The organism is Bacteroidota bacterium, from assembly GCA_016715945.1.
GTDB lineage: Bacteria > Bacteroidota > Bacteroidia > Bacteroidales > F082 > JALNZU01.
The window spans coordinates 105,829-131,432 of sequence record JADJXJ010000001.1 but is presented as its reverse complement, the minus strand read 5'-3'; the positions used below and the strand labels follow the sequence as shown (position 1 = coordinate 131,432).

Genomic DNA, 25,604 nt, shown 5'->3' with positions numbered 1-25,604 from the left:
GCTCTTCCTATCACAAATAGGGAATATCTTTGACTTTAACAATACCCTGTTAATAGTGATATTCCAATGAAAAAGCTAAGACTATCCCTAGGTTACCTTATTTCTTCAATAGGCCTCATATTATTGATATTCAACGCATTGAACTACTTCGGCATAGAGACATCAATCGTGCCTTCACCAGGAATAGGAATATTGCTTACGATATCCGGAGCATTCCTGATAGGAAGGTTCAGAAGGCACAATGATAGCTATCGTTTGTTTTAATGATGTTTTCATTATTAGATTTGTAAGAATATCATCATTGTCCGGCAAACTTAGGCTTCATGCCCAGTTCGTACATTATGAAGCTATAGATGTCAGCATTTTCTTCAATTAGTTTGGAGGTCGGCTTGCCGGCTCCGTGTCCGGCCTGCGTTTCGATGCGCACCAGCACAGGGTTTTTTCCTGCATGCTTGCTTTGAAGTTCAGCCATAAACTTAAAGGTATGCGCCGGCACCACACGGTCGTCGTGATCGGCGGTTACCGCCAGGGTGGAAGGATAAACCACGCCGGATTTCACATTATGCAGAGGTGAATAGCCCAGCAGGTAACGGAACATCTCCTCGCTCTCGTCGCTGCGTCCATAGTCGGCAGCCCAGGCCCAACCAATGGTAAAATACTGATAACGAAGCATATCGAGCACTCCCACAATTGGAATGGCCACCTTAAACAACTCAGGACGCTGGGTCATGACTGCGCCCACCAGCAAACCTCCATTCGAGCCGCCCATGATGGCAATCTTTGATGGATTGGTATATTTCTCTGCAATGAGGTATTCGGCAGCTGCAATAAAGTCGTCAAATACGTTTTGTTTGTTCAGCTTCTGACCGGCCTGATGCCATTCTTTGCCATATTCGCCTCCGCCACGCAGGTTGACCGATACATAAATACCGCCCTGCTCGAGGAAAGGCAGGCGTGCCACCGAAAACGAAGGCATCACGCTGATGTTGAAACCGCCATAGCCATACAACAGCACCGGATTTTTGCCATTGCGCTGCATGCCCTTTTTGTAAACCAGAAACATGGGCACCCGCGTGCCATCTTTGCTGTTGAAAAAGATCTGTTCGGTGATATAGTCTTCGGGCTTAAAGTCCACCTCGCTGGCAAAATATTTCGTAGAAGTGTGACTTTCAAGGTCGTAACGGTAAATGGTGGAAGGAAAGGTAAAGGAAGTGAATGAATAAAATGCCTCCATATCGCCCTTGTCGCCACTGAAACCTCCCGTGGTTCCAAGCGTAGGAAATTCCAGCTCTTTGACCATATTTCCATCATAATCAAAGAAATAGGCCCTGTTGCTGGCATCCACCACATAATCGGCATAGATGTAAGGACCGGCCAGGCTGACGGATCCGAGTACATGCTCCGATTCCGGAATTATGGTCGCCCAGTTTTCGGGAGCGGGTGCTGCCGGATCGATAAGCACCACCTTGCGCTTTGGGGCCTGGTAATTGGTCACCACCAGCAACCTGCCGTTGAGTTCATCGATCACATTGTAGTCAAAATCGAATCCGTCGGCCACCTTGACAAACGGAGCCTTGAAGTTTGCTGCGGGCCGCACATAGAGCGAATTGCCTGAGGTGGCCTGCGATTCGCGCACCACCAGGTAGTTTCCGGCATCGGTCACACCGCCGTAAAAGTTGCGCTTAGGAAAGTCCTTGTTTTGAAAGACGATCTGATCTTCGTTTTGCTGAGTTCCCAGCTTGTGGAAATAGAGCTTGTGAAATTCGTTGCTGCCCGAGAGCGCCTGTCCGGGCGCCGGTGCATCATAAGCACTATAGAAAAAGCCTTCCTCATTGAGCCACGATATGCCCGAAAACTTCACCCAGCGAATGGTGTCGGCAAGCATGGTGCGCGATTCGAGATCCATAACCACAATTTCGTTCCAGTCGCTGCCGCCACGGCTGATGGCATAGGCAAAATACCTGCCGCCGGGTGAGGGACTAACCGTACCCAGGGCAATGGTTCCATCGGCACTGAAGGTATTGGGGTCGAGCAACACCTCAGGTGTTTCGTCGAGCGATTTCATGGTGTACAGAACGCTCTGGTTCTGCAAACCATCGTTGCGGAAGAAGTAATAACGCCCGGCTTTTTTGAACGGCGTGCCCACGCGGGGATAATTCCAGATGGTTTCGAAACGCTTGCGCAAGTCTTCCCTGAACGGGATGCGCGAGAGATATTCCTGTGTAACCGCATTCTGCGCTGCCACCCACAAAGCTGTTTCGTCCGAGTTATCATCTTCGAGCCAACGGAAAGGATCGGCCACCTCATTACCAAAATAAACATCCACCTGATCCACCTGCTTGGTTTCAGGATATACCAGGGGCTTATGCTTGGACGCGCAGGCATTTGATAGCATAACAATGATAATCAGATAAATAATGTTTTTCATAAACTCAGTTTTATCACCCAAAGGTACAAAATAAGGCTTTGCATTTCAGGATTGGCACGGGCAACTTTGGCCAAACAACAAAACCCAGCCAATCTTGCACTCGATCAAATGGGCAATATACCATGTAAAAACACTCAGGTTTTACCGGTGCAAAATGGATTATAGCAGATTGAATAATACCTCAACGGTGTTGCAGAAAACAATCTGCTTTGCTCAGCGCATCACCCGTTTGGTTTTCCAACGACCGGTCCGATAATAAATATAGGAGAAAATCGCACCGAGTCCCCAGGCAATTGGGATGCCCCACCAGATGCCCACCGGACCGAAGTGTTTTGCCAGCACAAACGAAACAGGCACACGCACCGCCCAAAGCGAGAACAAGGTTACAAACATGGGAATGAGGGTATCCCCTGCCCCGCGCAACATGCCATTGAGCACAAACATGGCGGAAAACAGCACATAAAAAATACTCACAATATGCAGATAGTCGCGGCCAATGGCCACCACGGCTTCGTCGGAAGTAAACATCCGCATGATGGGCGCCGAAAACAGCCAGGCAATCACTGTGACCGACAAGGAATAGATGGTGGTCATGCGCAGTGTTGCACTGAGGCCCCGGCGAACGCGTTCGAACTGCCCGGCACCGATGTTCTGGCCCACAAACGAAGAAAGCGCTGCCGAGAAATTCATGGCCGGCAGGCTGGCAAACGAATCAATGCGCATGGCCACTGCGTAGGCGGCAATCACCGTGGTACCAAACATGTTCACCACCTTATAGAGCGCAAGCATTCCCAAGGCCACAAAGGTCTGCTGAAAGCCGGTGGGCAGACCAATCTGCACGCTCCTGAGGAAAACAGCCCGATCGAAGCGCATTTGTAAGGGATTGAATTTCAGCAATTCATTGCGCCTGTTCAGATAAAGTACAAGTGTAAAGAAAGCGCCGGCCTGTGCAATGATGGTGGCAACAGCCACTCCTTCGATGCCCCAGCCAAAAACAGCCACAAACAACAGGTCGAGGACAATGTTTACCACCGTGCTGATCATCAGAAAGTAAAGTGGTGTTTTGGAATCGCCCAGACCACGCAAAATGGCCGATGTACCCTGAAATCCAAAAAAAAACAAATAGCCGGCAGAATAATAATTGAAGTAGGTTACGGCCTGGGGAATCACCTCTTCAGGCAAATCGATCAGCCTGAAAACCGTTCCTCCCAGCAGCCAGCTGAGCGACATCAGCAGGATGGAAGCCCAAAACAGCACGATGTAGGTGGTGTGGGTGGCCCGGATCACCATCGGGTAATTTTTCGCGCCGAAGTACTGCGAAATGATAACTGTTCCGCCCGTGGTAAGCCCGATAACCAATGAAATAAGTGTAAAAATGAGTGGGAAGCTGGCTCCCACGGCGGCAAGGGCTTCATTGCCAAGGTAACGTCCGATGACGATGCTGTCCACTACATTGTACAACTGCTGAAACACATTGCCGATGAGCATGGGGATGGTAAAGCGCAGGATCAGCTGTCCCTCCTTTCCGGCTGTCAGGTCTCTCATGTATTCAGCAGTTGGTGAAGTCAGTAATTTGCGTAAAAAGTGTGCAAAAGTAGGCATAAGAAGTATTGCCCGGTTTCGGTAAGAAAAAATTCATGTGATCTGGCACCCTAATGCTTAGTTTTGCCAAAAAAAATCTGACCACTGAACTTTCTGGCCCATGCGCTGCTTTCGGGCAATGAGCCCCTGATACTCACTGGCAATATGGTTGCTGACCATGTGAAAGGCGATATGCTGGCCAGGCTGCCCGATGCCATGCGCAGCGGTGTGCAACTCCACCGGGCCATCGATGCCTTTACCGACAACCATCCGCTTGTCCGGCAGACCTCACAACAGCTTTCGGCCGATTTCGGGAAATATGCGCCGGTGGTGCTCGACATCTATTTCGATCATTTTCTGGCCATTGGCTGGGCGCACTATGGCAAGGGCGATCTGACGGAATTTGCCCTGCATGTGTATCGCACCCTGCTGCGCAACTACCGCATTCTGCCTGCCCGGTCAAAGCGCATCCTGCCCTGGATGGTGGCGCAAAACTGGCTGGCCGGTTATGCCAATCTGCGCGACCTGCAAAGGGTGTTCAACGGCATGAACCGCAGGGCAAGCTTCGTCAGCGGCATGGATCAAGCAGTGAAGGTATTGCTTCAGAACTATACACTGGTCGGAGATGCGTTTGCCGCTTTCTGGCCCGAGCTGTGCCAGCTTGCGGAGCAGTTCCTCGAAAATGAAACCTAGCTCCTCCCCGGTTTAAGGCCGATTAGCAGCACTAAATAATTGATTCATAATGCATTGGGAAAAAATGACAGATTTCTGTCAGAGCGACATCCCGTTGAAGGTAAACACGAGGTTGGCTACAAAGTTCCACACCATCACCAGGGCCGTGGCAAAAACTTTTGCAAGATAGAAATTCATCCTCAGCCGGCTTACCAGCACCCAAAGCATCAGGGTATTGAGGATCAGACCGATGAGTGAGATGACAATAAAACCCGTGTATTCGATCATCACATTGGGATTGGTACTCTGAAAAGTCCACCAGCGGTTGAGCAGGTAGTTTGAACTGGCTGCTGCCATAAATCCTATGGCATTGCTCAGGTACTTTTGCAATCGCACTACTTCTTTCAGCAGCCAGGTGGTGCCGAAATCCACAAACAATCCGCTGAATCCTACCGCACCAAAACGGATGAACTTAAGCAGAAAGTTGTCGGCAAGAAGCTGAAGATAAAGACTTTGCAAGGTTTTGTTTTAAAGCTCCACAATCAGGATCATTGGCTCATCGTTGCGTACGATATCCACATTGACACGCTCGCCGGGTTTGAGCGATTTGAGGCGGTTCATATAGTCGTAGATATCTTTTACAGGCAATCCGTTGATGCCGGTGATGCGGTCGCCCCGCTTTATTCCGGCTAAATCGGCCGGACCACCCTTGGTAACTCCGTCCACACTGAGGCCATTTCCGCCGGTGTCGGCAAATCCGGGCATAATGCCGAACGTAACCCTGAAACCGCGCCTGCCTGAAACGCGTTCGCGTGGCCCGGCTTCTTTGAAATCGGGTCGATCGGCGCTTTGGGTGAGTTCAAGGCTCACTGCGCCCACAAGATCCAATACCTTGAGCATGCCTTCAAAATTTATTTTGTCAGGTGTGTCGCCGGGGGTGTGATAATCGCTGTGCGCACCGGTGGTGAAAAACAAAACCGGAATGCCTTCGGCATAAAATGATGCGTGGTCCGATGCGCCAAATCCTTCAGCAGAAAACGAAAGGCTCAGGCCGATGTGTTCGTTGAGTCGCGTAAGCATGGATTCCCACATCGACGATGTGCCTGTTCCTCCGGCCATAACCGATTGCTTTTCGTTGAGCCGGCCGATCATGTCGAGGTTGATCATGGCGACGATGTTTTCCTTGGGCACGGGCAGGTTGCGCATAAAATGACGCGATCCGATCAATCCCAGTTCTTCGGCACCGAAAGCAACGAACATCACATTGCGTTTTAATTTTTCGTTTTGTGAAGTCAGATGTTTGGCAAGCCAGAGCATACCTGCCACACCTGAGGCATTGTCATCGGCCCCAAAATGCACAGCCAGGGTGTCGGGTCTGCGCGATCCTGAACCCGGTCCGCCCATGCCCAGATGGTCATAATGGGCGCCGATAACCAGCCATTCCTCCGACTTGGGCCGGGCATACAAAGCTGCAACTACGTTACGGGTTTCTGCGGTGTTTTTCACAAGCATGGTTGTGGCCGACACCCCGGTTGTAAACCTGACTTCTGCATTTTGTCCGGCTATGGCTAGCGCCTCCAGGCTGTCGGCACCTATACCATTGGAAAGCAAATACTTATCAGCTGCACTGCGTTTCAAATCCAGCACCGGAATTCCCACATCCGATACCGAACGATCGAAAACGAGCGGGGCAAGTTCATCCTGAGGGTTATTGCGTTTGCCCGAGCTTACAATAAGCCCGATGGCGCCACGGTCGCGGGCCAGCATAGCTTTTGTGCGGGCATCGGCATATGGCAGAAAAGGGCTGTTGTTGCGTTCCGGCATGGGTTCGCCACGAAGCACAAGCACCCACTTTCCCTTCACATCCAGTCCTTGATAATCGTCGCGCGAGAGGCTGTCGTTCTGCATTGCGATTCCAAAACCTGCATACACCACAGGCGCCTCTACAGCGGCGGAAGCACTGAAAGCATACAGGCTGTAATCGGCCCCGTAGGTCAGTTCTTCATTGCTGATTTTAAGCGTATTGCCTTTACCTGGCTCAACCGACACCACCAGACTCAATGGCTGAAATCCGTCCCCGGTCATGGGCGTAAGGCCAAGTTCCACAAATTGATCCAGGATATATTTTGCAGCCTGCAGGTCGCCCGTACTACCTGCCTGCCTGCCTTTCATCTGCTCCGATGCTAAGGTAAACACATGGTCTCTGACCAGTTTGGTTGATTGGGCGTCGAGCACATGATGTCCGGCCAGGAGCCACAACAAAAGTGTCTGAGCAAATAGCCCCCTTAATTTCTTCATCTGGCGAATTTTTTCGCAAAATTACTAAAAAGGCCACAGGTGCCCCTATTGACAACATAGCCCACAGCTGCCTGTTTTCCCAATTCTGGAATCCAGCTCCCGAAAACCATCACGAAGCTCTAATAACCTAACTGCCTGTGAAAAAGTTTAATAATCTTCTGAAAAAATGAACCAACCATTAAATTTCCCCTTTTTGGAAATTTCTTCCAATAATGAGAGGCGATGATATATATTCTTCTCAATTGTTCATTGAAAATGAACATCTTACATTTCCGGCATAAATTTTGTTAAAATGATAGTACACTTGTTTTGTTTGTTTTTCATAATTGGGCCACCCTCCCGGGTGGCTTTTTTTATTACATGTTTTTCGGAAATCTGTTGAAACAAAAACAAAAAAGCCGGGAAAGTGCCCCGGCTCTTGTTGGGTCAGAAGTTAATTACCTCACTACAAGCTTTTGCACAAGTTTTTGATTTCCTGCACGCACCTGCACCACATACAATCCTGCATCGAGGCCATGGAGTGGAATCTGTATCCGGTGCGGACCTGCATAGGCCAGATTGGCCTGCTGGCTCGAAACCAATTGTCCGGTGAGGTTATAAAGCTGAACGGTTACCGGGACAGCTGCACGGGTTTTGATCACCACATTGGCTATATCGCTGGCCGGATTGGGGAACAACTGTTCCACGCCGATGAGTGCGGGCTTTTGCTCATTCAGGCCTACGGTGACGCGGTCGATGGTCAGATGGACGATGTTGTTGTCGCGCACGGCATGTTCGTCGGTGGCACTCATGCCCGGGGCGTCATCGGATTGGTAGATCAGGTGTACCTTGTTGTTGACTGTGGGAGAAGCTGAGGGAAAAACACACTCAGTGAACAGGTGGAAAATATCGCCGGTGAGGTCAACCGGTGGGCTCCAGGTCTGGCCATAGTCTTCGGAGTAGCGCATCCAGATGTGGCGGTAGTTATAGTCGTTGTTCACAAAACCAAGGGTAAGGGCGCTGTAGAAGACGTACAGAAACTTTGTTTCGTGGTCGAACACCAGCTGAGGCATGGAGGTGAGCGAACCATAATACGTTGGAATACCAACGATGCTGTCGGTGCCATTGTCCTGAACACGGGCAATCAGAATGCTTTCGGGCACCCCGTCGGGTGCATCGGTATGCTTCAGGATGGTGGTATCGAGGGCAGGCATATTTTCGTTCCAGTATATCAGGCCATCCGAAGGGCGGCGATACAGCTTACTTCCCGTGCCATCGGTACGGTGAATCCGTCTTCCGGAGCTTAGATGCACCTGTCCAAGATCATCAATCACGATGCTGTGGTATGAATCGAGGCTGCCATGCAGCGGATATTCGATATTACCATCCATGAACGGGTCGATGCTGTTGTAATAGTCGATACGTTCCCAGCTTGTGCCATTGTCGGACGATTTCATCACACACACGTCCGTATATCCGTCTCCTGTCACAAATGCCAGGGTCTCCCCTACCGGTTCGGCAAAGGCATAACGGTCGGCGCCATGTCCGGGATAGCGGGTGGCATCAATACCTTCGAGCACCTGATGCAGGATATCCCAGGTTTGGCCACCATCCTGCGAACGGCTGTAGGTCAATGCGCCGGCAAGCCCCTGATAGGGTGTGGTGGAACGCACCTGCACAATCAGATGAATGGTCTGACGGTTGGGGCCGTTGGTTACGATTCTTGGATACAGCAAATCAAGACCCTCGGGACCGGCAAGGGTGAAACTTTCCCACGGCCCGGTGCCTTTGGTGGGTCTGTGGCTAAAGATTAGTCCGGTAGCATTTCCGGTATGGGCCACCACAATTTCACCGTTAGGTCCGAAAGGAGCATAAGCAGGCCAGCCTGTACGCACGGATTCGATGCGGGCTGCTGGCCACTGACCCCAGCTGTTGCCATCGAAATAGTTATAAGCCGTACCGCGGTCGCTATATCCGGGATCGTTCATGGCCCGCATCCAGGTGGCTCCAATGGTGCCATCGGGATATACATACATGCGTCTTTGCATGGAGTAGTTCGACTGGCGGTCGTAGCGGCACTGACCGATAACCACATCCGGAGGAACCAGGGCGGAAACATAAGGATTCAGATCTCCTGTCAAGGAAACAGACTCTGCATCGGCTGCCATTTCCATCCCGGCTTTGCCAGCCCATTTCTGCATCTGAAGCTGCAATGGGGTCTGGGCAAATAAACCGGTTGATAACGTGACAATTAAACCGCAGAGTAAAGTTTTTTTCATGATGAAGGTTTTTGGTTAAACAGGTTAGCAAGATATGCAATTTATCCTCTCAAAATACCCAGTGTTATTAATTAACAACAAATATTCTCCCAACATTCTTTCATTTATATTTGCAATGCATGTTCCCCACTGCAAACAATTAAAAATTAATCACTATGAAAAACAAACGTTCTTTCTCCGTTATTTTAATGCTATCATCAATTATACTACTGGCAAGCGGTTTTACAAAAGAGCCTTCGTTTGATCAAAGAAAGCCCGACTATTATACTGTAACAGTTGTTGTTTCTGACATGCCTTTTGGACAAAATCTCTCCCAGGGAAAAGTTGTCCTAATTGGAAATGGCAGCTTTGGATCGATCGAAAAACCCTTAAGTTACTCCACATTACCGCAAGAAATAACTTTTCGGGTAAATGGACAGTATTCGGGGTATATTACGGCAAATGTCAGCTTCAAACTTGATGGTTGCAACTATCTTGGAAGCAACACCATTTTTGACACCTTCACACATGGAGAGTATTATCAAATTGATGTTAATACTTTCAATCTTACAAATTGCTATTAAAAAAACAGGGAACATGCAAAGGCTGCCATAAAGGGGTAGCTTTTTTTGTTTTGGCACATTGTTATTCTGATCCATGAATCAGGTAGAACAAAAAAAAGTAAGGCCGCGTTTAGCTGGCCTTACTTTAATCTTAAAAAAGATATTTCGGTTGTATTACCTAACAACCATCTTACGTGTAATTTTCTGGCTGTTAGCTTCCACGGTGTAGAAATAAACGCCGGTGGGCAGCTGATCGGCATTGAGCTGCAGGGTGTGCTGACCGCCGGGGCGATAGCCATAGTTCTGGCTGAGCACCTTTTGTCCGGTGAGGTTGTACACATCCAGCTTCACCTGGCTGCCTCTGGCAAGGGTAATATTTACATGGGTATTGCCGGAGAAAGGATTCGGGAAGTTCTGGCTTACCTGCAGTGCTTCGATGGCGGCAATTTCGTTGTTACCTACCACACAGAAATCGTTGTCGGTATAGAAGAAATTGGTGATGTACTTAAACTGCACGGGATCGACAGGATTGGTGCTCGGGTCGATGGGCTGGTAAGCGATCGGAATGGTGTATTTGTTGTCGGCAAACAGACTCTTGGCCGAAACGGCATGGAAGCTGGCCTGCCACATGCCTGCCGAGAACAGGGTGACATTGGTAGCCACGGGCTGGCCGTTTTCGCAGGTAAGGTCAGCCGTGCCCCAGGCGTTGGGACGGATACCGCGGGCAAAGATATTGGGCCTGGTGTTGTCTTCGGCAGCTTCGAGGTCGGTGTCGAGCCACAATACAAAGATGGTGTTGCGGTCGGGCGAGGCGCTGATCTGAATGCGGTTGTCTTCGGTATAATCGTCGGGCCATGTTCCGCGGAATTTGCGGATATTACCCAGCTTCACAGCATGCCAGGTGGTGCCACCGTCGGTGGTGTAGATGTCGTATGCAGCAAAAAGGTAATCAGACGATACGATGCTGTAGTCATTGCTACCAACCACACCCACAACTACGGCGATATGCAGGTTACCATTGGCATCAACAACGATGTCGTGGTCGAATGCGGTGGTATAGGGAATTTCGGTACGGGCAGGGAGCGGTGGGTTGTACAGCTCTGCAATCTGGTCGTCACTGAGCAGTTCGTTAACGATTCCGGGAAGACCGGTAGGCCCACCAAGCTGGATACCCACACCATCGCTCCAGGTTTCGCCACCATCGGTGGTTTTGAAGATGATAGGATAGTAACCGGGAGAATTACTGATCACGTTGACAGAGTTGTTATCACCAAGCATGCTGATATAACCGGTCATGCCATCTTCGGAGAATGCCACCTTTACATCAGCTGGCCTTGTCGTTGCCTCAACCACCGGGGCAGGCAGCAATTCCTGTGTAAAGACAAAATCGTTGTCGGTGGCATCCCAAATGCCTTTATTGATAAGTAAGCTTCCCTGGTAAACAACGGAGCCAGATGTCCAGTCCTGATTCACATCCACAACGAATACTTTACCCTGACGGGTGATGTCGTAAGCATCGGGTATATACTGGTAAATCGCCGGAGGGGTACTGGTTTGATTGTGTTTTGTCTTGACGTTCGGGTCGGCCACTTTGCCTACACCAAAACCATATCCACCCCACGATCCACCGTTCGAACCGTCGAGGGTTGGGGCAAAATACTGAATCCAGACATTATTGATGTCGGTGTTGCCTTCTGGATTATACAGCCCATGCTGGGGGTAGCGGGGGTTTTCTGTTGCACCTGCTGGGTTATAAATCTGAATCTGATTGGTGAAGGTTTGGCCACCATTGAGCGAGATGTCGTAACCCAGCTGGTTGCCTGTGCCACCTGCGGCACCACCAAGGCGATGGAAGTTGGTTACAATGTTCAGTTCAGGAACAGCAGCCACCAGCGACTTCTGGCCACCTGCATAACCATAACCGTAAGCATTGGCCGAAGTACCAAGGTCGATCACGGTAACCACATTGGTGTTTTTGTACTGGGGCATAAAAGGTGTGAGGTCAACAGGCCTTGGCTGCGCCATATTGCCTTCTTTCACAGGCTCAATGCCGACCATCATTTTCTGCACTGCCTTGTGCTCCGGAAAGGGCTGTTTAAAGGTGTAGGCTTTCTGGGCAAGCAAGGCTCCACCTGTCAAAAGCACAAAGGCTGAAAGGAGTAGAGATTTTTTCATCATACAACGGATTTTGGGTTAATAATTCGGGTTTCAAATTAGCTACGGGCAAAAGTAAAAGAAATTTTCCGGAAAGTTAATCCGTTTTCAACACTTATTTGACCAAAAAAATTACCTGAGAGGCGTCCTTTATGGGACTGTTCTGCGAATTGCCATCCTGTCGGATTCGATCATCAAGGCCTGCAACTGCCCTGACTCGTATTCCTTCACAAGAGCTACATTATTGTCAGTGAGCGTATTGTACACACCTATCCCGATTGCAAGCAGGTTGTCCGGCCGGATTTGCTCGGGCAGCTGCACCTTGTTGATTGCACGACCGAGTCCAGAGATAAGATTACTGAACCTTGACCCGGTGGAAACACTTCCCATCTGAGGCTCACTTTCGAACAACATGGCGATCATCAGGCGTGTTTCGAGGTCGTCGGTAATGCGCAACGGCTGTACTCCACGGGCAAACTCAATGTTAACCGCCTGTTTTTTAGGCAATTCAGGAAGATACTCCCTGAATTGCCGTTCCTCATTCCCGGCAGGGAATCCGGCTTCTGCATACCGGATCACATTAGTTTTCTCAACTTGTGATTGCAATGGGTTGCCAAAAGTTTCTCCGGCCTGAACATAGGCTGGCGTCGCAGGGCTGTCGTTTTCCGGGGGTAATTCAACAGCCGCCACAGCCTGCAGGGGATTGCTTGTCCGTAGGCGTCCGGCCCATCCACCACCACCCGAGGGTGAACATTAAGACAATACTTGCTGCTGCGCTTATATATCTGGCAGTGAGTAGCTTAACAACAACAGCTTTGCGCATCAGCTCGCTTTTGCCGGCAAAGACAATCTTCTCATCCGGCCTGAGGTACACCATACCGGCCAGACGAAAATCATCCTCGAGAGAGGGATTGAGCGACAGGAATTTGGCAACTGCCTGCCGTTGGGATTCTGTCAGCTCGCCTTCGTGCCAGGCGGAAAACATTTCTCCGAAATTCGACTCGTCGATACCTTCGCAAGCGATGATCTCAGGTTTTTTCAGCGCCTCTTTTTGGTCAAATAGTACACGTTCGGCTTCAAGTTCCGGAAGCTCCCCGGTGAGCTCTTCCCAGCTGCCGAGCTCGGGATGCTGTTGGATGAACCGCTGCAATGCAAGGGCGGTTTGCGCGTCGAGCCTGCCCTCAATGTAGTCGAGCAGCAAGGCCTCGTAATTTTCCAGCTTGATGCTCATGGTTTTCCTCCAAAACGTAATCCAGACTTCTGATATAATTGCGCATGGCCTGGCGGGCGCGAAAGATATAGACTTTCACCTGCGACTCGCTCAGGCCTGTGATCTGACCTATCTCTTCGTAGCTGTAGCCTTCGTAATCGCGCAGCAGCACAAGCGATTGCTGCTGCTGGGGCAGGGTGGCCAGGGCCTGGCTGAGCACCTCCTGCAGGTCGCTGAACTGGTTGTAGGCAACTCCGGCCTGTTGCAGCGGCATATTGGCCCTGCGACGTTCTTCGCGCCTGATCAGGTCGATCATGGTGTTGTAGGCTGTGGTAAAAGATAAGACTTGGCTTTGCTGAACTCGATATCGTCCACTTTGAGCCACACCTTGGCATAGGTATCCTGCACCACATCGCGGGCTTGTTCGGCATCCCGAAGATTTTTCAGGACAAATCTATAGATGTTGTCGGCATAAAGCTGCACCGCCTGATTGTATTCCTTCCGGGTCATCCGATGTTGTTCGATGCAATTATAGACGCCTGTGCCTGTTGAAAGTTACAGCAACGCACCAAAATTCACATAAAAATACGGAAAACCCCTTGCAGGATTGCCGGACGACAGGTCAACATCAATCGGCCAGGGATTTTCCGTGTGGCTATGAGAAGAAACTTAATGTTTTATTCCCGCATGTTCTCCGGATAAAGGGTAACGCGCAGGTAGTGCTCAGGTTTGAAATATCTGGATGCAAATTCGCGGATTTCGGCTATGCTCACCGATTCCACTGCAGCCCTGAATTCGTCGAAGTCTGCCAGGGGGGTGTTGTTGAAGTAGCTGAAATCGAGGTAGCTGCTCCAGAAGTTGTTTTGTTTTTCGTTGGTTTCGCGTTCGCGGATTGCGGTTTCTTTCACCTTGGCAAGGTCTTCGGGCGTGGGGCCATGCTGCATGATCTGGCGCATCTGTTCGAACACCACGGAGGAGAGTGTATCCACCAGTGATGGATTGGTACCCCAGCCTACGCTGATGGTCAGGGTGGGAGCTGGCAGCCTGTTTGCGTTGCCGCGGGCGCTGACGCCATACACCCCACCCAGTTCTTCGCGCATGTTTTCGCGCAGCTTGATGTTGTAGGCCCTGGTTGCCAGGTTCATCAGCAGGCGGTTGCGGTCGTTCCAGTCGAACGGACTGTTGAAGTTGACAGCCACCTGGCTTTGGTTCTCAGTGCCTGCAAACACTTTGGCATCAATAGTTTGCGGCGGAAAACGCATGCCATGGTCTTTCCATTGCAATTGCAGGCGGCCGGCCGGCAAAGCATTGAGGTAGGCGGCCAGCATGGGCAACTGCGCCTCGCTGATGTTGCCCACCACAATCACGGTGAGGCCATTGGCATCGGTGAACATTTTGTCGTACAAGGAATAAACCACTTCCGGCCTGAGGTTTTCCATCTGGCTGGCATCGGGCACGGCAAATGCGCGGGGGTGGTTGTTGGCGAGCAGTCTGGTGAGGGTGTCGCTGAACACCACTCGGGGTTGGCGCGCACAAACCGCATCTGACTCATCAGCTGCGAGCGCAGGGCTTCAAATGCATCAGCATCGCGGCGGGCACCCTGCATATGCAGATACAGCAGCTGGAGCAGGGTTTCGAAGTCTTTCGGACTGGCGTTGCCACGGAATCCATGGCGGAACTCTTCGGCAAAAGGCTGCAGGTTAAGCTGTTGTCCGGCCAGCTTCTTCTGTAGGTCAACGGCGCTGAATTCGCCTATGCCGCTGCCCTGGATCATGCGGGGCATCACGCTTGCCGCAAACACAGCCTCATCCGGAGCCAGCGAGATGCCGCCGGGCAGAAAGGCATTGATCAGGATTTCGTCGTTTTTAAAGTCGGTGGGCTTTACAACAAGCCTGATGTTGTTGTTCAGCACATATTCGCGCACCCCTGGCCTTTGTCTTCAGCCTGCGGCATAACCGCCAGAGGCTCAGGCTTGTTACTCATCAGAGGCGCATCGGTAAATGTATCTTCATCAAGGTTCCACCCCGAGCTTCCTGGCCTCCTGGATGAGTTCCAATACGCGTGTTTCGTCGGGCACCGGGAGATCGTCGCGCTGGGGTGCGGTGAGCACGGCCACCATGTTATGTTCGGTAATCCATGCCGGGGCAAGGGCGTTCATATCCTGCAGGGTGATTGTAGGCAGCAATTCGCGGATCATCTGGAGTTCGAGCTCAGGTCCAGGCACCGGCGACCGCTGGAGGAAGTGTGCGGTGTAGGCCATGACCAGCGATGCCGAGTTGGTTTTGTCGCGCTCGCGGAAGCGGCGTTCGGCCGAGGCAAGGAGTTCGGTTTTCTGACGTTCGAGTTCGCCGAGGGGTAAATCCATGGCGACGCACCCGCTCGTTTTCCATCACCAGGCGCGTGATGGCATCTTCGATGCGGTTTTCCTTGATGGCTGCAAACGAGGTAAGTGCGTTGATGGCCCGCCCCATAAAGCCCCCGTAAAACGATGAAGCGGTGATAAAGGGAGATTCGGGTTTCTGGTTGAGTTCGGCAAAGCGGGCAGCCATCATGCTGCTGTAGAGGCGCTGCATCAGCACTTCGCGGTAATCGGCCCAGGTGTGCACAGTTTTGCGGGGATGCTTGTACATCAGCCTGAAAACGCTGCTGGTAGCCTCGGGATCGGTGGCCATCGCTACCAGGGGTTCGATGTTGTCGGGCACCCCGAACACCGTGCGTTCGCGTTGCCTTTTGGGGTTTTTGAGGTGGCCAAAGTGTTTTTTGATTTTGGCTTCTGCGTAGGCCGGATCAATGTCGCCCACCACGACCACGGCCTGAAGGTTCGGACGGTACCAGTCGCGGTAGAAACGCCTCAGGGTTTCGTGGCTGGCTGTGTCGATCACTCCCAGTGTACCGATCGGAAGGCGGTCGGCATATCGTGAGCCGTTGAAGATGACCGGGAAGTATTTTTCCCGCATGCGGTCTTCGGCACCCAGGCCCAGGCGCCACTCTTCGCGAATCACACCACGCTCTTTGTCGATCTCCTCCCCTTCCATGGCTACCCAGGCTGCCCATTCTTCGAGCACCATAAAGGCCGAATCAACCAGCCCTGGCCGGTCGGTAGGCATCTGAAGCATGTAAACCGTTTCGTCGAAACTGGTATAGGCATTCAGGTCGGGGCCGAAACGTACACCCGAACGCTCCAGGAAGTTGACCAACGCATTCTTACTGAAACGCCTGGTGCCATTGAACGCCATGTGCTCCACAAAATGCGCCAGTCCCTGCTGGTCATCGTCTTCCAGAATCGAGCCGGCATTCACAGCCAGCCGGAGCTCCACCCTACCGGGAGGTGTGGTATTGCGCTGTATGTAATAGGTGAGTCCGTTTTTGAGCTGACCTGTTTTCACGTTCGGGTCGAGCTGAACGGGCTTTTGCAACAAAGGCTGCGACACAGCCGTTGCAATCAGCAACAAACTGAAAAGCGAAAGGAGGATTTTTTTCATGGTGCAGGATTGAATATTCATTGGTTGAAAGTGCAATAACTAAGCAGTAAAAACACCTGAAATCAAGTTGAGGTTCAAAATCTTTCAGGTTTCGGTCAGCGATCAATTCCGGCAGCCTGCCGGAGCCACAGGCTGAGGGGAAAATCCGCCAGCTCATCCGGGCTTTTTATTTTCACATGGCATAAAGCTTTGCCGGTGCCCTGGAGCTGTTGCCGGGTATCGGTGAGCTTCGATCTGTCGGAAAAGCCCAGGGTGAATTCCTTTTTTCCTGTTTTGAAATAAGCAAAGTCTTTTCCGCAGGCAAAAACAGGCTGGCTCCATTTGAAACTCACGCTGGCCTCCGGTATTTCCCGGTCAATCAAATCAATCAGTTGTTTCATGATTTGCTGTTGCTGCTCAGGGGCCTGCGCGATGTAATCGAGAACTTCCTCAGGAATCTTCATTGGTGTCGGAATATTTTTGATGAGAAACTAAGCCTCCGGCTCCAGCTCGAGGTCGAAGCTCAGCTGTGTGAGGAAGGGATAGTCTTCTTTCATTTTTTCAAATTTTTCCCTGTCGGTAAAGGGCTGTGGCGGGCTTACAGGCGTATCGGTAACTTCGGGCACCAGCTTAAACTGGTTGTTGTTGAGGCGATCGAAGAGGTATTCCTGCAAAGCGTTCCAGTTGAGTTTGTCCGAAATGGTGTATTTGCTGTTTACTTTCACCCTTACTGTCCAATCCTCACCAAGTTCGGGCTTGAGTCCGCTGACGGCATTCGTAAAAGCCTGCGAAACAGAGGAATAATAATCGCAAAAGCTTTTCCAGGCATTTGTCAGGTCGTCCTGGGTGAAAGGGGCATTGCGAATGGGTTGCTCTGCTTTTTGGTTCACCGACTGGCTGGCAGGCCTGGAAATGGACATGGTACGAATGCCCGAGGGGATGGATGGCTTGGGTTCGTTGACTGTGCGTGTGGCAGTGGCCGACTGGTAGCCGCTGGTGGAACCTGATTCAGGTTTGGGCGGAGCTACGGACGGAGCGGCAGGCGATGCGGCCGAAGCAGCGGGAGGAATCACCGGGGTGGCGGCCTGAGCGGAGGCCGGACCTGATTGTGCAGCGGTCTCCGGTTTTTTGTTGTTGCAGTCTGGGGCGAGGGCGCAGGTCGCGGGCTGGGCGGAGTCTGTTGTACGGGAATACTTATCTTTTGCGGTGGTACAACGTTTTCTCTGCCTGCCGCTGAGGCCATTCTGAGCAGCGAGAGCTCGACCAGCAGGCGTTTGTTGGAACTCTTGCTATAGTTTACATCGCACTCGTTGCTGATTTCCAGGGCATTGAGCAGAAACTTCGGATCACATCCTGCGGCTTGCTGCCGGTAACGTTCGCGCAAGGTTTCCGACACCTCGAGCAAGGCAGCCGTTTCGGGCCGCGAGGCCACCAGCAGGTTGCGCATATGCGATGCCAGTCCGTTCATAAAGTGCTGGGGATCGAAGCCATTGAAAATGACCTCGTTGAGCATCAGCAGAATGCCGCTTACCTCTGCCCGAAGCAGGTAATCCACCATACGGAAATAGTACTCAAAGTCGAGCACGTTCAGGTTGCTGATCACATCGTGGTAGGTGATGTTGCGACCAGAGAAGCTCACCATCTGGTCGAAAATGGAGAGGGCATCACGCAGGGCGCCATCGGCTTTGAGGGCAATGATGTTGCGCGCATCCTCGTCGATGTTTACACCCTCTTTTTCAGCCACATATGCCAGATGCCGAGAGATGTCGTCCACGGTGATGCGCTTGAAGTCGTAGATCTGACAGCGCGAGAGGATGGTGGGAATAATCTTGTGTTTTTCGGTGGTGGCCAGGATGAATTTGGCATATGAGGGCGGTTCTTCCAGGGTTTTAAGAAACGCATTGAAGGCGGCCTGGGTGAGCATGTGCACCTCGTCGATGATGTAAATCTTGTATTTGCCCACCTGCGGGGGAATGCGCACCTGCTCCACAAGGGTGCGAATGTCGTCCACCAAATTGTTCGATGCAGCATCGAGCTCATGGATATTGAACGAAGCCGACTGGCGGAACGAGATGCACGATTCGCACTGGTCGCAGGGCTCCTGGTTGGGCGTGGGGTTGAGACAGTTGATGGTTTTAGCCAGGATGCGGGCGCAGGTTGTCTTGCCCACACCCCTTGGCCCCGTGAACAAAAAATGCCTGGGCTAAGGTATTGTTACGAATGGCATTTTTCAGGGTAGAGGTGATCGAAGCCTGCCCCACAACCATGTCGAAAGTGGCAGGCCGGTATTTTCGCGCAGAAACAATGTATTGATCCATCAGGCTAAGCTTAAAGCGGACGGTAAAAGTAGTAAAATGCCCCCTTGGTTGCGGCCGTCGCAGCAACAAAATACCTATTTCGGGCTGCAATTCAACAGCTTGCAAACTGATGCCACACAGCTGACTTCCTCACAACCAATTTGCTTACCTTTGGGCTCCATGACAGAGCTGATTGTCCATGTGCCGCGCATCACCCAAAGGCTGATCTACGCCTTCGATCTTGTGCTTGGCAGGCTGCTCGGATTGAAGCACAACCTGGTGACCGATGCGGGCATTGCGGAACAAAGCGCTCAGCCGGTGCTGGTTTACGGCGATAAGCCACTGGGCAACCACCTCTTTCAGAAAGCGGCTCCTTTGCTTTTCAGCAGGGAGATTCACATGCAGGACCTGCAACCATTTGCGCTTGAGGAGGTTAAGGGGTATTTCCCGTGTTTCACCCCGGCTCGGCCCTGCCTTTCGACCCCTTTGCAGCCGCATTTTATATCGTAAGCCGTTTTGAAGAATACCTGCCCTTGACCGCCATAACTCACCTGTTTTTTATGAATCGAAACGCCGGAAAACCATCAGTGTGAATAATCAACAAACCCGGGGGCAAACCGGCAACCGGAATCCGGCCGGCATCCACAAGCCCTGCGCCAAGCAACCTGCCCATGCCATCGAAAATGCGATAAGGCCTCTGATCACATAGTGCATCGCCATCTTGCATGAGATACACCGCATCACCCTTGTCTACAAGCCGTATGCCTGAAACAAGCTTTCCGCCGATCCCTGTTGTACAGTAAATCACCTCAAGTGGCACCCCAAGCCATTGGATATAATCCGGACAGACCTCAGGGGCTGCGCTGACGCTGTACGAACCGTCCTGAGTCACTTTGAGCACATTCCGAAACTGCTCCGGGAATGGGCTGCCCGTTGCGATACCAGGTGATATTGGTGTTGTAGGGCATTCCCAGCTCGAAGCTCAGGCTATCGCCAGGGCACCAGACAATCTCGCCTTCGGGGCCAATGGAAAACGTGCCATCGATGATGACAAAAGGGGGCAAAAAAACATACCCGTCCACAAAAAACTCCGGCGAGGTAGCGGTTTGTCCGCCCTGCGTCACAGTGACCGACACATAGGAGGCAGCAAAATTGTGGTAATCCATCACCAGTTGCTGAAACACCTGCCCGGGCAAGGACTGTGTCTGAGAACTGCCTAAATATCGCCGGTGCCACTGATACGTGTCGAAAACCTGTGTACTTACCACACCCGTGCCCTCAGGACACAGCATATTTTCGCCGGTCACTGTGGGATTGAGCGTTTGCGCATTTGCCGAAGTACCAAGGTCGATCACGGTAACCACATTGGTGTTTTTGTACTGGGGCATAAAAGGTGTGAGGTCAACAGGCCTTGGCTGCGCCATATTGCCTTCTTTCACAGGCTCAATGCCGACCATCATTTTCTGCACTGCCTTGTGCTCCGGAAAGGGCTGTTTAAAGGTGTAGGCTTTCTGGGCAAGCAAGGCTCCACCTGTCAAAAGCACAAAGGCTGAAAGGAGTAGAGATTTTTTCATCATACAACGGATTTTGGGTTAATAATTCGGGTTTCAAATTAGCTACGGGCAAAAGTAAAAGAAATTTTCCGGAAAGTTAATCCGTTTTCAACACTTATTTGACCAAAAAAATTACCTGAGAGGCGTCCTTTATGGGACTGTTCTGCGAATTGCCATCCTGTCGGATTCGATCATCAAGGCCTGCAACTGCCCTGACTCGTATTCCTTCACAAGAGCTACATTATTGTCAGTGAGCGTATTGTACACACCTATCCCGATTGCAAGCAGGTTGTCCGGCCGGATTTGCTCGGGCAGCTGCACCTTGTTGATTGCACGACCGAGTCCAGAGATAAGATTACTGAACCTTGACCCGGTGGAAACACTTCCCATCTGAGGCTCACTTTCGAACAACATGGCGATCATCAGGCGTGTTTCGAGGTCGTCGGTAATGCGCAACGGCTGTACTCCACGGGCAAACTCAATGTTAACCGCCTGTTTTTTAGGCAATTCAGGAAGATACTCCCTGAATTGCCGTTCCTCATTCCCGGCAGGGAATCCGGCTTCTGCATACCGGATCACATTAGTTTTCTCAACTTGTGATTGCAATGGGTTGCCAAAAGTTTCTCCGGCCTGAACATAGGCTGGCGTCGCAGGGCTGTCGTTTTCCGTGGGTAATTCAACAGCCGCCACAGCCTGCAGGGATTGCTTGTCCGTAGGCGTCCGGCCCATCCACCACCACCCGAGGGTGAACATTAAGACAATACTTGCTGCTGCGCTTATATATCTGGCAGTGAGTAGCTTAACAACAACAGCTTTGCGCATCAGCTCGCTTTTGCCGGCAAAGACAATCTTCTCATCCGGCCTGAGGTACACCATACCGGCCAGACGAAAATCATCCTCGAGAGAGGGATTGAGCGACAGGAATTTGGCAACTGCCTGCCGTTGGGATTCTGTCAGCTCGCCTTCGTGCCAGGCGGAAAACATTTCTCCGAAATTCGACTCGTCGATACCTTCGCAAGCGATGATCTCAGGTTTTTTCAGCGCCTCTTTTTGGTCAAATAGTACACGTTCGGCTTCAAGTTCCGGAAGCTCCCCGGTGAGCTCTTCCCAGCTGCCGAGCTCGGGATGCTGTTGGATGAACCGCTGCAATGCAAGGGCGGTTTGCGCGTCGAGCCTGCCCTCAATGTAGTCGAGCAGCAAGGCCTCGTAATTTTCCAGCTTGATGCTCATGGTTTTTCCTCCAAAACGTAATCCAGACTTCTGATATAATTGCGCATGGCCTGGCGGGCGCGAAAGATATAGACTTTCACCTGCGACTCGCTCAGGCCTGTGATCTGACCTATCTCTTCGTAGCTGTAGCCTTCGTAATCGCGCAGCAGCACAAGCGATTGCTGCTGCTGGGGCAGGGTGGCCAGGGCCTGGCTGAGCACCTCCTGCAGGTCGCTGAACTGGTTGTAGGCAACTCCGGCCTGTTGCAGCGGCATATTGGCCCTGCGACGTTCTTCGCGCCTGATCAGGTCGATCATGGTGTTGTAGGCTGTGGTAAAAGATAAGACTTGGCTTTGCTGAACTCGATATCGTCCACTTTGAGCCACACCTTGGCATAGGTATCCTGCACCACATCGCGGGCTTGTTCGGCATCCCGAAGATTTTTCAGGACAAATCTATAGATGTTGTCGGCATAAAGCTGCACCGCCTGATTGTATTCCTTCCGGGTCATCCGATGTTGTTCGATGCAATTATAGACGCCTGTGCCTGTTGAAAGTTACAGCAACGCACCAAAATTCACATAAAAATACGGAAAACCCCTTGCAGGATTGCCGGACGACAGGTCAACATCAATCGGCCAGGGGATTTTCCGTGTGGCTATGAGAAGAAACTTAATGTTTTATTCCCGCATGTTCTCCGGATAAAGGGTAACGCGCAGGTAGTGCTCAGGTTTGAAATATCTGGATGCAAATTCGCGGATTTCGGCTATGCTCACCGATTCCACTGCAGCCCTGAATTCGTCGAAGTCTGCCAGGGGGGTGTTGTTGAAGTAGCTGAAATCGAGGTAGCTGCTCCAGAAGTTGTTTTGTTTTTCGTTGGTTTCGCGTTCGCGGATTGCGGTTTCTTTCACCTTGGCAAGGTCTTCGGGCGTGGGGCCATGCTGCATGATCTGGCGCATCTGTTCGAACACCACGGAGGAGAGTGTATCCACCAGTGATGGATTGGTACCCCAGCCTACGCTGATGGTCAGGGTGGGAGCTGGCAGCCTGTTTGCGTTGCCGCGGGCGCTGACGCCATACACCCCACCCCAGTTCTTCGCGCATGTTTTCGCGCAGCTTGATGTTGTAGGCCCTGGTTGCCAGGTTCATCAGCAGGCGGTTGCGGTCGTTCCAGTCGAACGGACTGTTGAAGTTGACAGCCACCTGGCTTTGGTTCTCAGTGCCTGCAAACACTTTGGCATCAATAGTTTGCGGCGGAAAACGCATGCCATGGTCTTTCCATTGCAATTGCAGGCGGCCGGCCGGCAAAGCATTGAGGTAGGCGGCCAGCATGGGCAACTGCGCCTCGCTGATGTTGCCCACCACAATCACGGTGAGGCCATTGGCATCGGTGAACATTTTGTCGTACAAGGAATAAACCACTTCCGGCCTGAGGTTTTCCATCTGGCTGGCATCGGGCACGGCAAATGCGCGGGGGTGGTTGTTGGCGAGCAGTCTGGTGAGGGTGTCGCTGAACACCACTCGGGGGTTGGCGCGCACAAACCGCATCTGACTCATCAGCTGCGAGCGCAGGGCTTCAAATGCATCAGCATCGCGGCGGGCACCCTGCATATGCAGATACAGCAGCTGGAGCAGGGTTTCGAAGTCTTTCGGACTGGCGTTGCCACGGAATCCATGGCGGAACTCTTCGGCAAAGGCTGCAGGTTAAGCTGTTGTCCGGCCAGCTTCTTCTGTAGGTCAACGGCGCTGAATTCGCCTATGCCGCTGCCCTGGATCATGCGGGGCATCACGCTTGCCGCAAACACAGCCTCATCCGGAGCCAGCGAGATGCCGCCGGGCAGAAAGGCATTGATCAGGATTTCGTCGTTTTTAAAGTCGGTGGGCTTTACAACAAGCCTGATGTTGTTGTTCAGCACATATTCGCGCACCCCTGGCCTTTGTCTTCAGCCTGCGGCATAACCGCCAGAGGCTCAGGCTTGTTACTCATCAGAGGCGCATCGGTAAATGTATCTTCATAAGGTTTCCACCCCGAGCTTCCTGGCCTCCTGGATGAGTTCCAATACGCGTGTTTCGTCGGGCACCGGGAGATCGTCGCGCTGGGGTGCGGTGAGCACGGCCACCATGTTATGTTCGGTAATCCATGCCGGGGCAAGGGCGTTCATATCCTGCAGGGTGATTGTAGGCAGCAATTCGCGGATCATCTGGAGTTCGAGCTCAGGTCCAGGCACCGGCGACCGCTGGAGGAAGTGTGCGGTGTAGGCCGCATGACCAGCGATGCCGAGTTGGTTTTGTCGCGCTCGCGGAAGCGGCGTTCGGCCGAGGCAAGGAGTTCGGTTTTCTGACGTTCGAGTTCGCCGAGGGTAAATCCATGGCGACGCACCCGCTCGTTTTCCATCACCAGGCGCGTGATGGCATCTTCGATGCGGTTTTCCTTGATGGCTGCAAACGAGGTAAGTGCGTTGATGGCCCGCCCCATAAAGCCCCCGTAAAACGATGAAGCGGTGATAAAAGGGAGATTCGGGTTTCTGGTTGAGTTCGGCAAAGCGGGCAGCCATCATGCTGCTGTAGAGGCGCTGCATCAGCACTTCGCGGTAATCGGCCCAGGTGTGCACAGTTTTGCGGGGATGCTTGTACATCAGCCTGAAAACGCTGCTGGTAGCCTCGGGATCGGTGGCCATCGCTACCAGGGGTTCGATGTTGTCGGGCACCCCGAACACCGTGCGTTCGCGTTGCCTTTTGGGGTTTTTGAGGTGGCCAAAGTGTTTTTTGATTTTGGCTTCTGCGTAGGCCGGATCAATGTCGCCCACCACGACCACGGCCTGAAGGTTCGGACGGTACCAGTCGCGGTAGAAACGCCTCAGGGTTTCGTGGCTGGCTGTGTCGATCACTCCCAGTGTACCGATCGGAAGGCGGTCGGCATATCGTGAGCCGTTGAAGATGACCGGGAAGTATTTTTCCGCATGCGGTCTTCGGCACCCAGGCCCAGGCGCCACTCTTCGCGAATCACACCACGCTCTTTGTCGATCTCCTCCCCTTCCATGGCTACCCAGGCTGCCCATTCTTCGAGCACCATAAAGGCCGAATCAACCAGCCCTGGCCGGTCGGTAGGCATCTGAAGCATGTAAACCGTTTCGTCGAAACTGGTATAGGCATTCAGGTCGGGGCCGAAACGTACACCCGAACGCTCCAGGAAGTTGACCAACGCATTCTTACTGAAACGCCTGGTGCCATTGAACGCCATGTGCTCCACAAAATGCGCCAGTCCCTGCTGGTCATCGTCTTCCAGAATCGAGCCGGCATTCACAGCCAGCCGGAGCTCCACCCTACCGGGAGGTGTGGTATTGCGCTGTATGTAATAGGTGAGTCCGTTTTTGAGCTGACCTGTTTTCACGTTCGGGTCGAGCTGAACGGGCTTTTGCAACAAAGGCTGCGACACAGCCGTTGCAATCAGCAACAAACTGAAAAGCGAAAGGAGGATTTTTTTCATGGTGCAGGATTGAATATTCATTGGTTGAAAGTGCAATAACTAAGCAGTAAAAACACCTGAAATCAAGTTGAGGTTCAAAATCTTTCAGGTTTCGGTCAGCGATCAATTCCGGCAGCCTGCCGGAGCCACAGGCTGAGGGAAAATCCGCCAGCTCATCCGGGCTTTTTATTTTCACATGGCATAAAGCTTTGCCGGTGCCCTGGAGCTGTTGCCGGGTATCGGTGAGCTTCGATCTGTCGGAAAAGCCCAGGGTGAATTCCTTTTTTCCTGTTTTGAAATAAGCAAAGTCTTTTCCGCAGGCAAAAACAGGCTGGCTCCATTTGAAACTCACGCTGGCCTCCGGTATTTCCCGGTCAATCAAATCAATCAGTTGTTTCATGATTTGCTGTTGCTGCTCAGGGGCCTGCGCGATGTAATCGAGAACTTCCTCAGGAATCTTCATTGGTGTCGGAATA

At 52.0% G+C, this 25,604-nt stretch carries 24 protein-coding genes and 3 pseudogenes; 3 read left to right on the top strand and 24 right to left on the bottom strand.

The genetic code is table 11. The annotated features are described in order from the left end of the window. Nucleotides 1-298: 298 nt before the first annotated feature. Nucleotides 299-2,428 carry a S9 family peptidase gene (locus IPM52_00490; GenBank protein ID MBK9290104.1) on the bottom strand — a complete coding sequence of 710 codons (2,130 nt, stop codon included), beginning with the start codon at nt 2,426-2,428 and terminating at the stop codon, nt 299-301. Between the two features lie 213 nt (nt 2,429-2,641). Continuing rightward, nucleotides 2,642-3,973: an MATE family efflux transporter gene (locus IPM52_00485; protein ID MBK9290103.1), complete on the bottom strand. Its 1,332-nt coding sequence runs from the start codon at nt 3,971-3,973 to the stop codon at nt 2,642-2,644. 201 nt (nt 3,974-4,174) lie between these two features. Between IPM52_00485 and IPM52_00480 the strand changes: the two genes are divergently transcribed. Further along, nucleotides 4,175-4,702 carry a DUF479 domain-containing protein gene (locus tag IPM52_00480; protein ID MBK9290102.1) on the top strand — a complete coding sequence of 176 codons (528 nt, stop codon included), beginning with the start codon at nt 4,175-4,177 and terminating at the stop codon, nt 4,700-4,702. A 78-nt stretch (nt 4,703-4,780) separates the two neighbouring features. Here the strand turns inward: IPM52_00480 and IPM52_00475 are convergent, their stop codons facing one another. From IPM52_00475 to IPM52_00465, 3 genes are all read right to left on the bottom strand, one after another. After that, on the bottom strand, nt 4,781-5,161 hold the full coding sequence (locus IPM52_00475) for a GtrA family protein (GenBank protein MBK9290101.1): 381 nt from the start codon (nt 5,159-5,161) through the stop codon (nt 4,781-4,783). A 48-nt stretch (nt 5,162-5,209) separates the two neighbouring features. After that, nucleotides 5,210-6,979, bottom strand: coding sequence for a M20/M25/M40 family metallo-hydrolase (locus IPM52_00470; protein MBK9290100.1), 1,770 nt, complete (start codon nt 6,977-6,979; stop codon nt 5,210-5,212). Nucleotides 6,980-7,416: 437 nt separating this feature from the next. After that, the gene (locus tag IPM52_00465) at nt 7,417-9,237 is read right to left on the bottom strand and encodes a T9SS type A sorting domain-containing protein (GenBank protein ID MBK9290099.1); all 1,821 of its coding nucleotides are present in this window, start codon (nt 9,235-9,237) and stop codon (nt 7,417-7,419) included. A 155-nt stretch (nt 9,238-9,392) separates the two neighbouring features. Between IPM52_00465 and IPM52_00460 the strand changes: the two genes are divergently transcribed. Next, nucleotides 9,393-9,800 carry a hypothetical protein gene (locus tag IPM52_00460; protein MBK9290098.1) on the top strand — a complete coding sequence of 136 codons (408 nt, stop codon included), beginning with the start codon at nt 9,393-9,395 and terminating at the stop codon, nt 9,798-9,800. A gap of 153 nt (nt 9,801-9,953) precedes the next feature. Here the strand turns inward: IPM52_00460 and IPM52_00455 are convergent, their stop codons facing one another. The 10 genes and pseudogenes from IPM52_00455 to IPM52_00410 form a co-directional block, all read right to left on the bottom strand. After that, nucleotides 9,954-11,957 (bottom strand): T9SS type A sorting domain-containing protein, encoded by a 2,004-nt coding sequence (locus IPM52_00455; GenBank protein ID MBK9290097.1) that lies wholly within the window; start codon nt 11,955-11,957, stop codon nt 9,954-9,956. Between the two features lie 126 nt (nt 11,958-12,083). Then, nucleotides 12,084-12,623: a hypothetical protein gene (locus IPM52_00450; protein MBK9290096.1), complete on the bottom strand. Its 540-nt coding sequence runs from the start codon at nt 12,621-12,623 to the stop codon at nt 12,084-12,086. Then, a complete protein-coding gene (locus IPM52_00445) occupies nt 12,610-13,164 on the bottom strand; it encodes a hypothetical protein (protein ID MBK9290095.1) in 555 nt (184 codons plus the stop codon). The genes IPM52_00450 and IPM52_00445 overlap by 14 nt, the downstream gene beginning before the upstream one ends. After that, nucleotides 13,115-13,653 (bottom strand): annotated as a pseudogene (locus IPM52_00440) (RNA polymerase sigma factor). Before IPM52_00440 ends, IPM52_00445 begins: the two are co-directional and overlap by 50 nt. Nucleotides 13,654-13,820: 167 nt before the next feature. Next, the gene (locus IPM52_00435; GenBank protein ID MBK9290094.1) at nt 13,821-14,657 is read right to left on the bottom strand and encodes an insulinase family protein; all 837 of its coding nucleotides are present in this window, start codon (nt 14,655-14,657) and stop codon (nt 13,821-13,823) included. A 497-nt stretch (nt 14,658-15,154) separates the two neighbouring features. Further along, nucleotides 15,155-15,403, bottom strand: a complete 249-nt coding sequence (locus IPM52_00430) for a hypothetical protein (GenBank protein MBK9290093.1) — start codon at nt 15,401-15,403, stop codon at nt 15,155-15,157. Next, nucleotides 15,354-16,625, bottom strand: a complete 1,272-nt coding sequence (locus tag IPM52_00425; protein MBK9290092.1) for an insulinase family protein — start codon at nt 16,623-16,625, stop codon at nt 15,354-15,356. Before IPM52_00425 ends, IPM52_00430 begins: the two co-directional genes overlap by 50 nt. A gap of 95 nt (nt 16,626-16,720) precedes the next feature. Then, the gene (locus IPM52_00420) at nt 16,721-17,068 is read right to left on the bottom strand and encodes a DUF1801 domain-containing protein (GenBank protein MBK9290091.1); all 348 of its coding nucleotides are present in this window, start codon (nt 17,066-17,068) and stop codon (nt 16,721-16,723) included. A gap of 27 nt (nt 17,069-17,095) precedes the next feature. Then, the gene (locus IPM52_00415) at nt 17,096-17,677 is read right to left on the bottom strand and encodes a hypothetical protein (protein MBK9290090.1); all 582 of its coding nucleotides are present in this window, start codon (nt 17,675-17,677) and stop codon (nt 17,096-17,098) included. After that, nucleotides 17,674-18,922, bottom strand: a pseudogene (locus IPM52_00410) (DNA polymerase III subunit gamma/tau). Before IPM52_00410 ends, IPM52_00415 begins: the two are co-directional and overlap by 4 nt. Before the next feature lie 36 nt (nt 18,923-18,958). Between IPM52_00410 and IPM52_00405 the strand changes: the two are divergent. Next, nucleotides 18,959-19,411, top strand: a complete 453-nt coding sequence (locus tag IPM52_00405; protein MBK9290089.1) for a hypothetical protein — start codon at nt 18,959-18,961, stop codon at nt 19,409-19,411. Nucleotides 19,412-19,448: 37 nt separating this feature from the next. Here IPM52_00405 and IPM52_00400 read toward each other — a convergent pair whose 3' ends face one another. The 9 genes and pseudogenes from IPM52_00400 to IPM52_00360 form a co-directional block, all read right to left on the bottom strand. Continuing rightward, nucleotides 19,449-19,793, bottom strand: coding sequence for a hypothetical protein (locus IPM52_00400; GenBank protein ID MBK9290088.1), 345 nt, complete (start codon nt 19,791-19,793; stop codon nt 19,449-19,451). After that, on the bottom strand, nt 19,753-20,478 hold the full coding sequence (locus IPM52_00395) for a hypothetical protein (GenBank protein ID MBK9290087.1): 726 nt from the start codon (nt 20,476-20,478) through the stop codon (nt 19,753-19,755). The genes IPM52_00400 and IPM52_00395 overlap by 41 nt, the downstream gene beginning before the upstream one ends. 126 nt (nt 20,479-20,604) lie before the next feature. Further along, nucleotides 20,605-21,684, bottom strand: a complete 1,080-nt coding sequence (locus IPM52_00390) for a hypothetical protein (GenBank protein ID MBK9290086.1) — start codon at nt 21,682-21,684, stop codon at nt 20,605-20,607. Then, nucleotides 21,681-22,174, bottom strand: a pseudogene (locus IPM52_00385) (RNA polymerase sigma factor). The gene IPM52_00390 and the pseudogene IPM52_00385 overlap by 4 nt, the downstream one beginning before the upstream one ends. A 214-nt stretch (nt 22,175-22,388) precedes the next feature. Continuing rightward, nucleotides 22,389-23,273 (bottom strand): hypothetical protein, encoded by an 885-nt coding sequence (locus tag IPM52_00380; protein MBK9290085.1) that lies wholly within the window; start codon nt 23,271-23,273, stop codon nt 22,389-22,391. Beyond that, nucleotides 23,219-23,590: a hypothetical protein gene (locus tag IPM52_00375; protein MBK9290084.1), complete on the bottom strand. Its 372-nt coding sequence runs from the start codon at nt 23,588-23,590 to the stop codon at nt 23,219-23,221. Before IPM52_00375 ends, IPM52_00380 begins: the two co-directional genes overlap by 55 nt. Nucleotides 23,591-23,674: 84 nt before the next feature. Beyond that, nucleotides 23,675-24,550 (bottom strand): insulinase family protein, encoded by an 876-nt coding sequence (locus IPM52_00370; GenBank protein MBK9290083.1) that lies wholly within the window; start codon nt 24,548-24,550, stop codon nt 23,675-23,677. Further along, entirely contained in the window at nt 24,547-25,053 is a 507-nt protein-coding gene (locus IPM52_00365) for an insulinase family protein (protein MBK9290082.1), read from the bottom strand. The genes IPM52_00370 and IPM52_00365 overlap by 4 nt, the downstream gene beginning before the upstream one ends. Continuing rightward, on the bottom strand, nt 24,986-25,591 hold the full coding sequence (locus IPM52_00360) for a DUF1801 domain-containing protein (GenBank protein ID MBK9290081.1): 606 nt from the start codon (nt 25,589-25,591) through the stop codon (nt 24,986-24,988). Before IPM52_00360 ends, IPM52_00365 begins: the two co-directional genes overlap by 68 nt. Nucleotides 25,592-25,604: the final 13 nt, after the last annotated feature.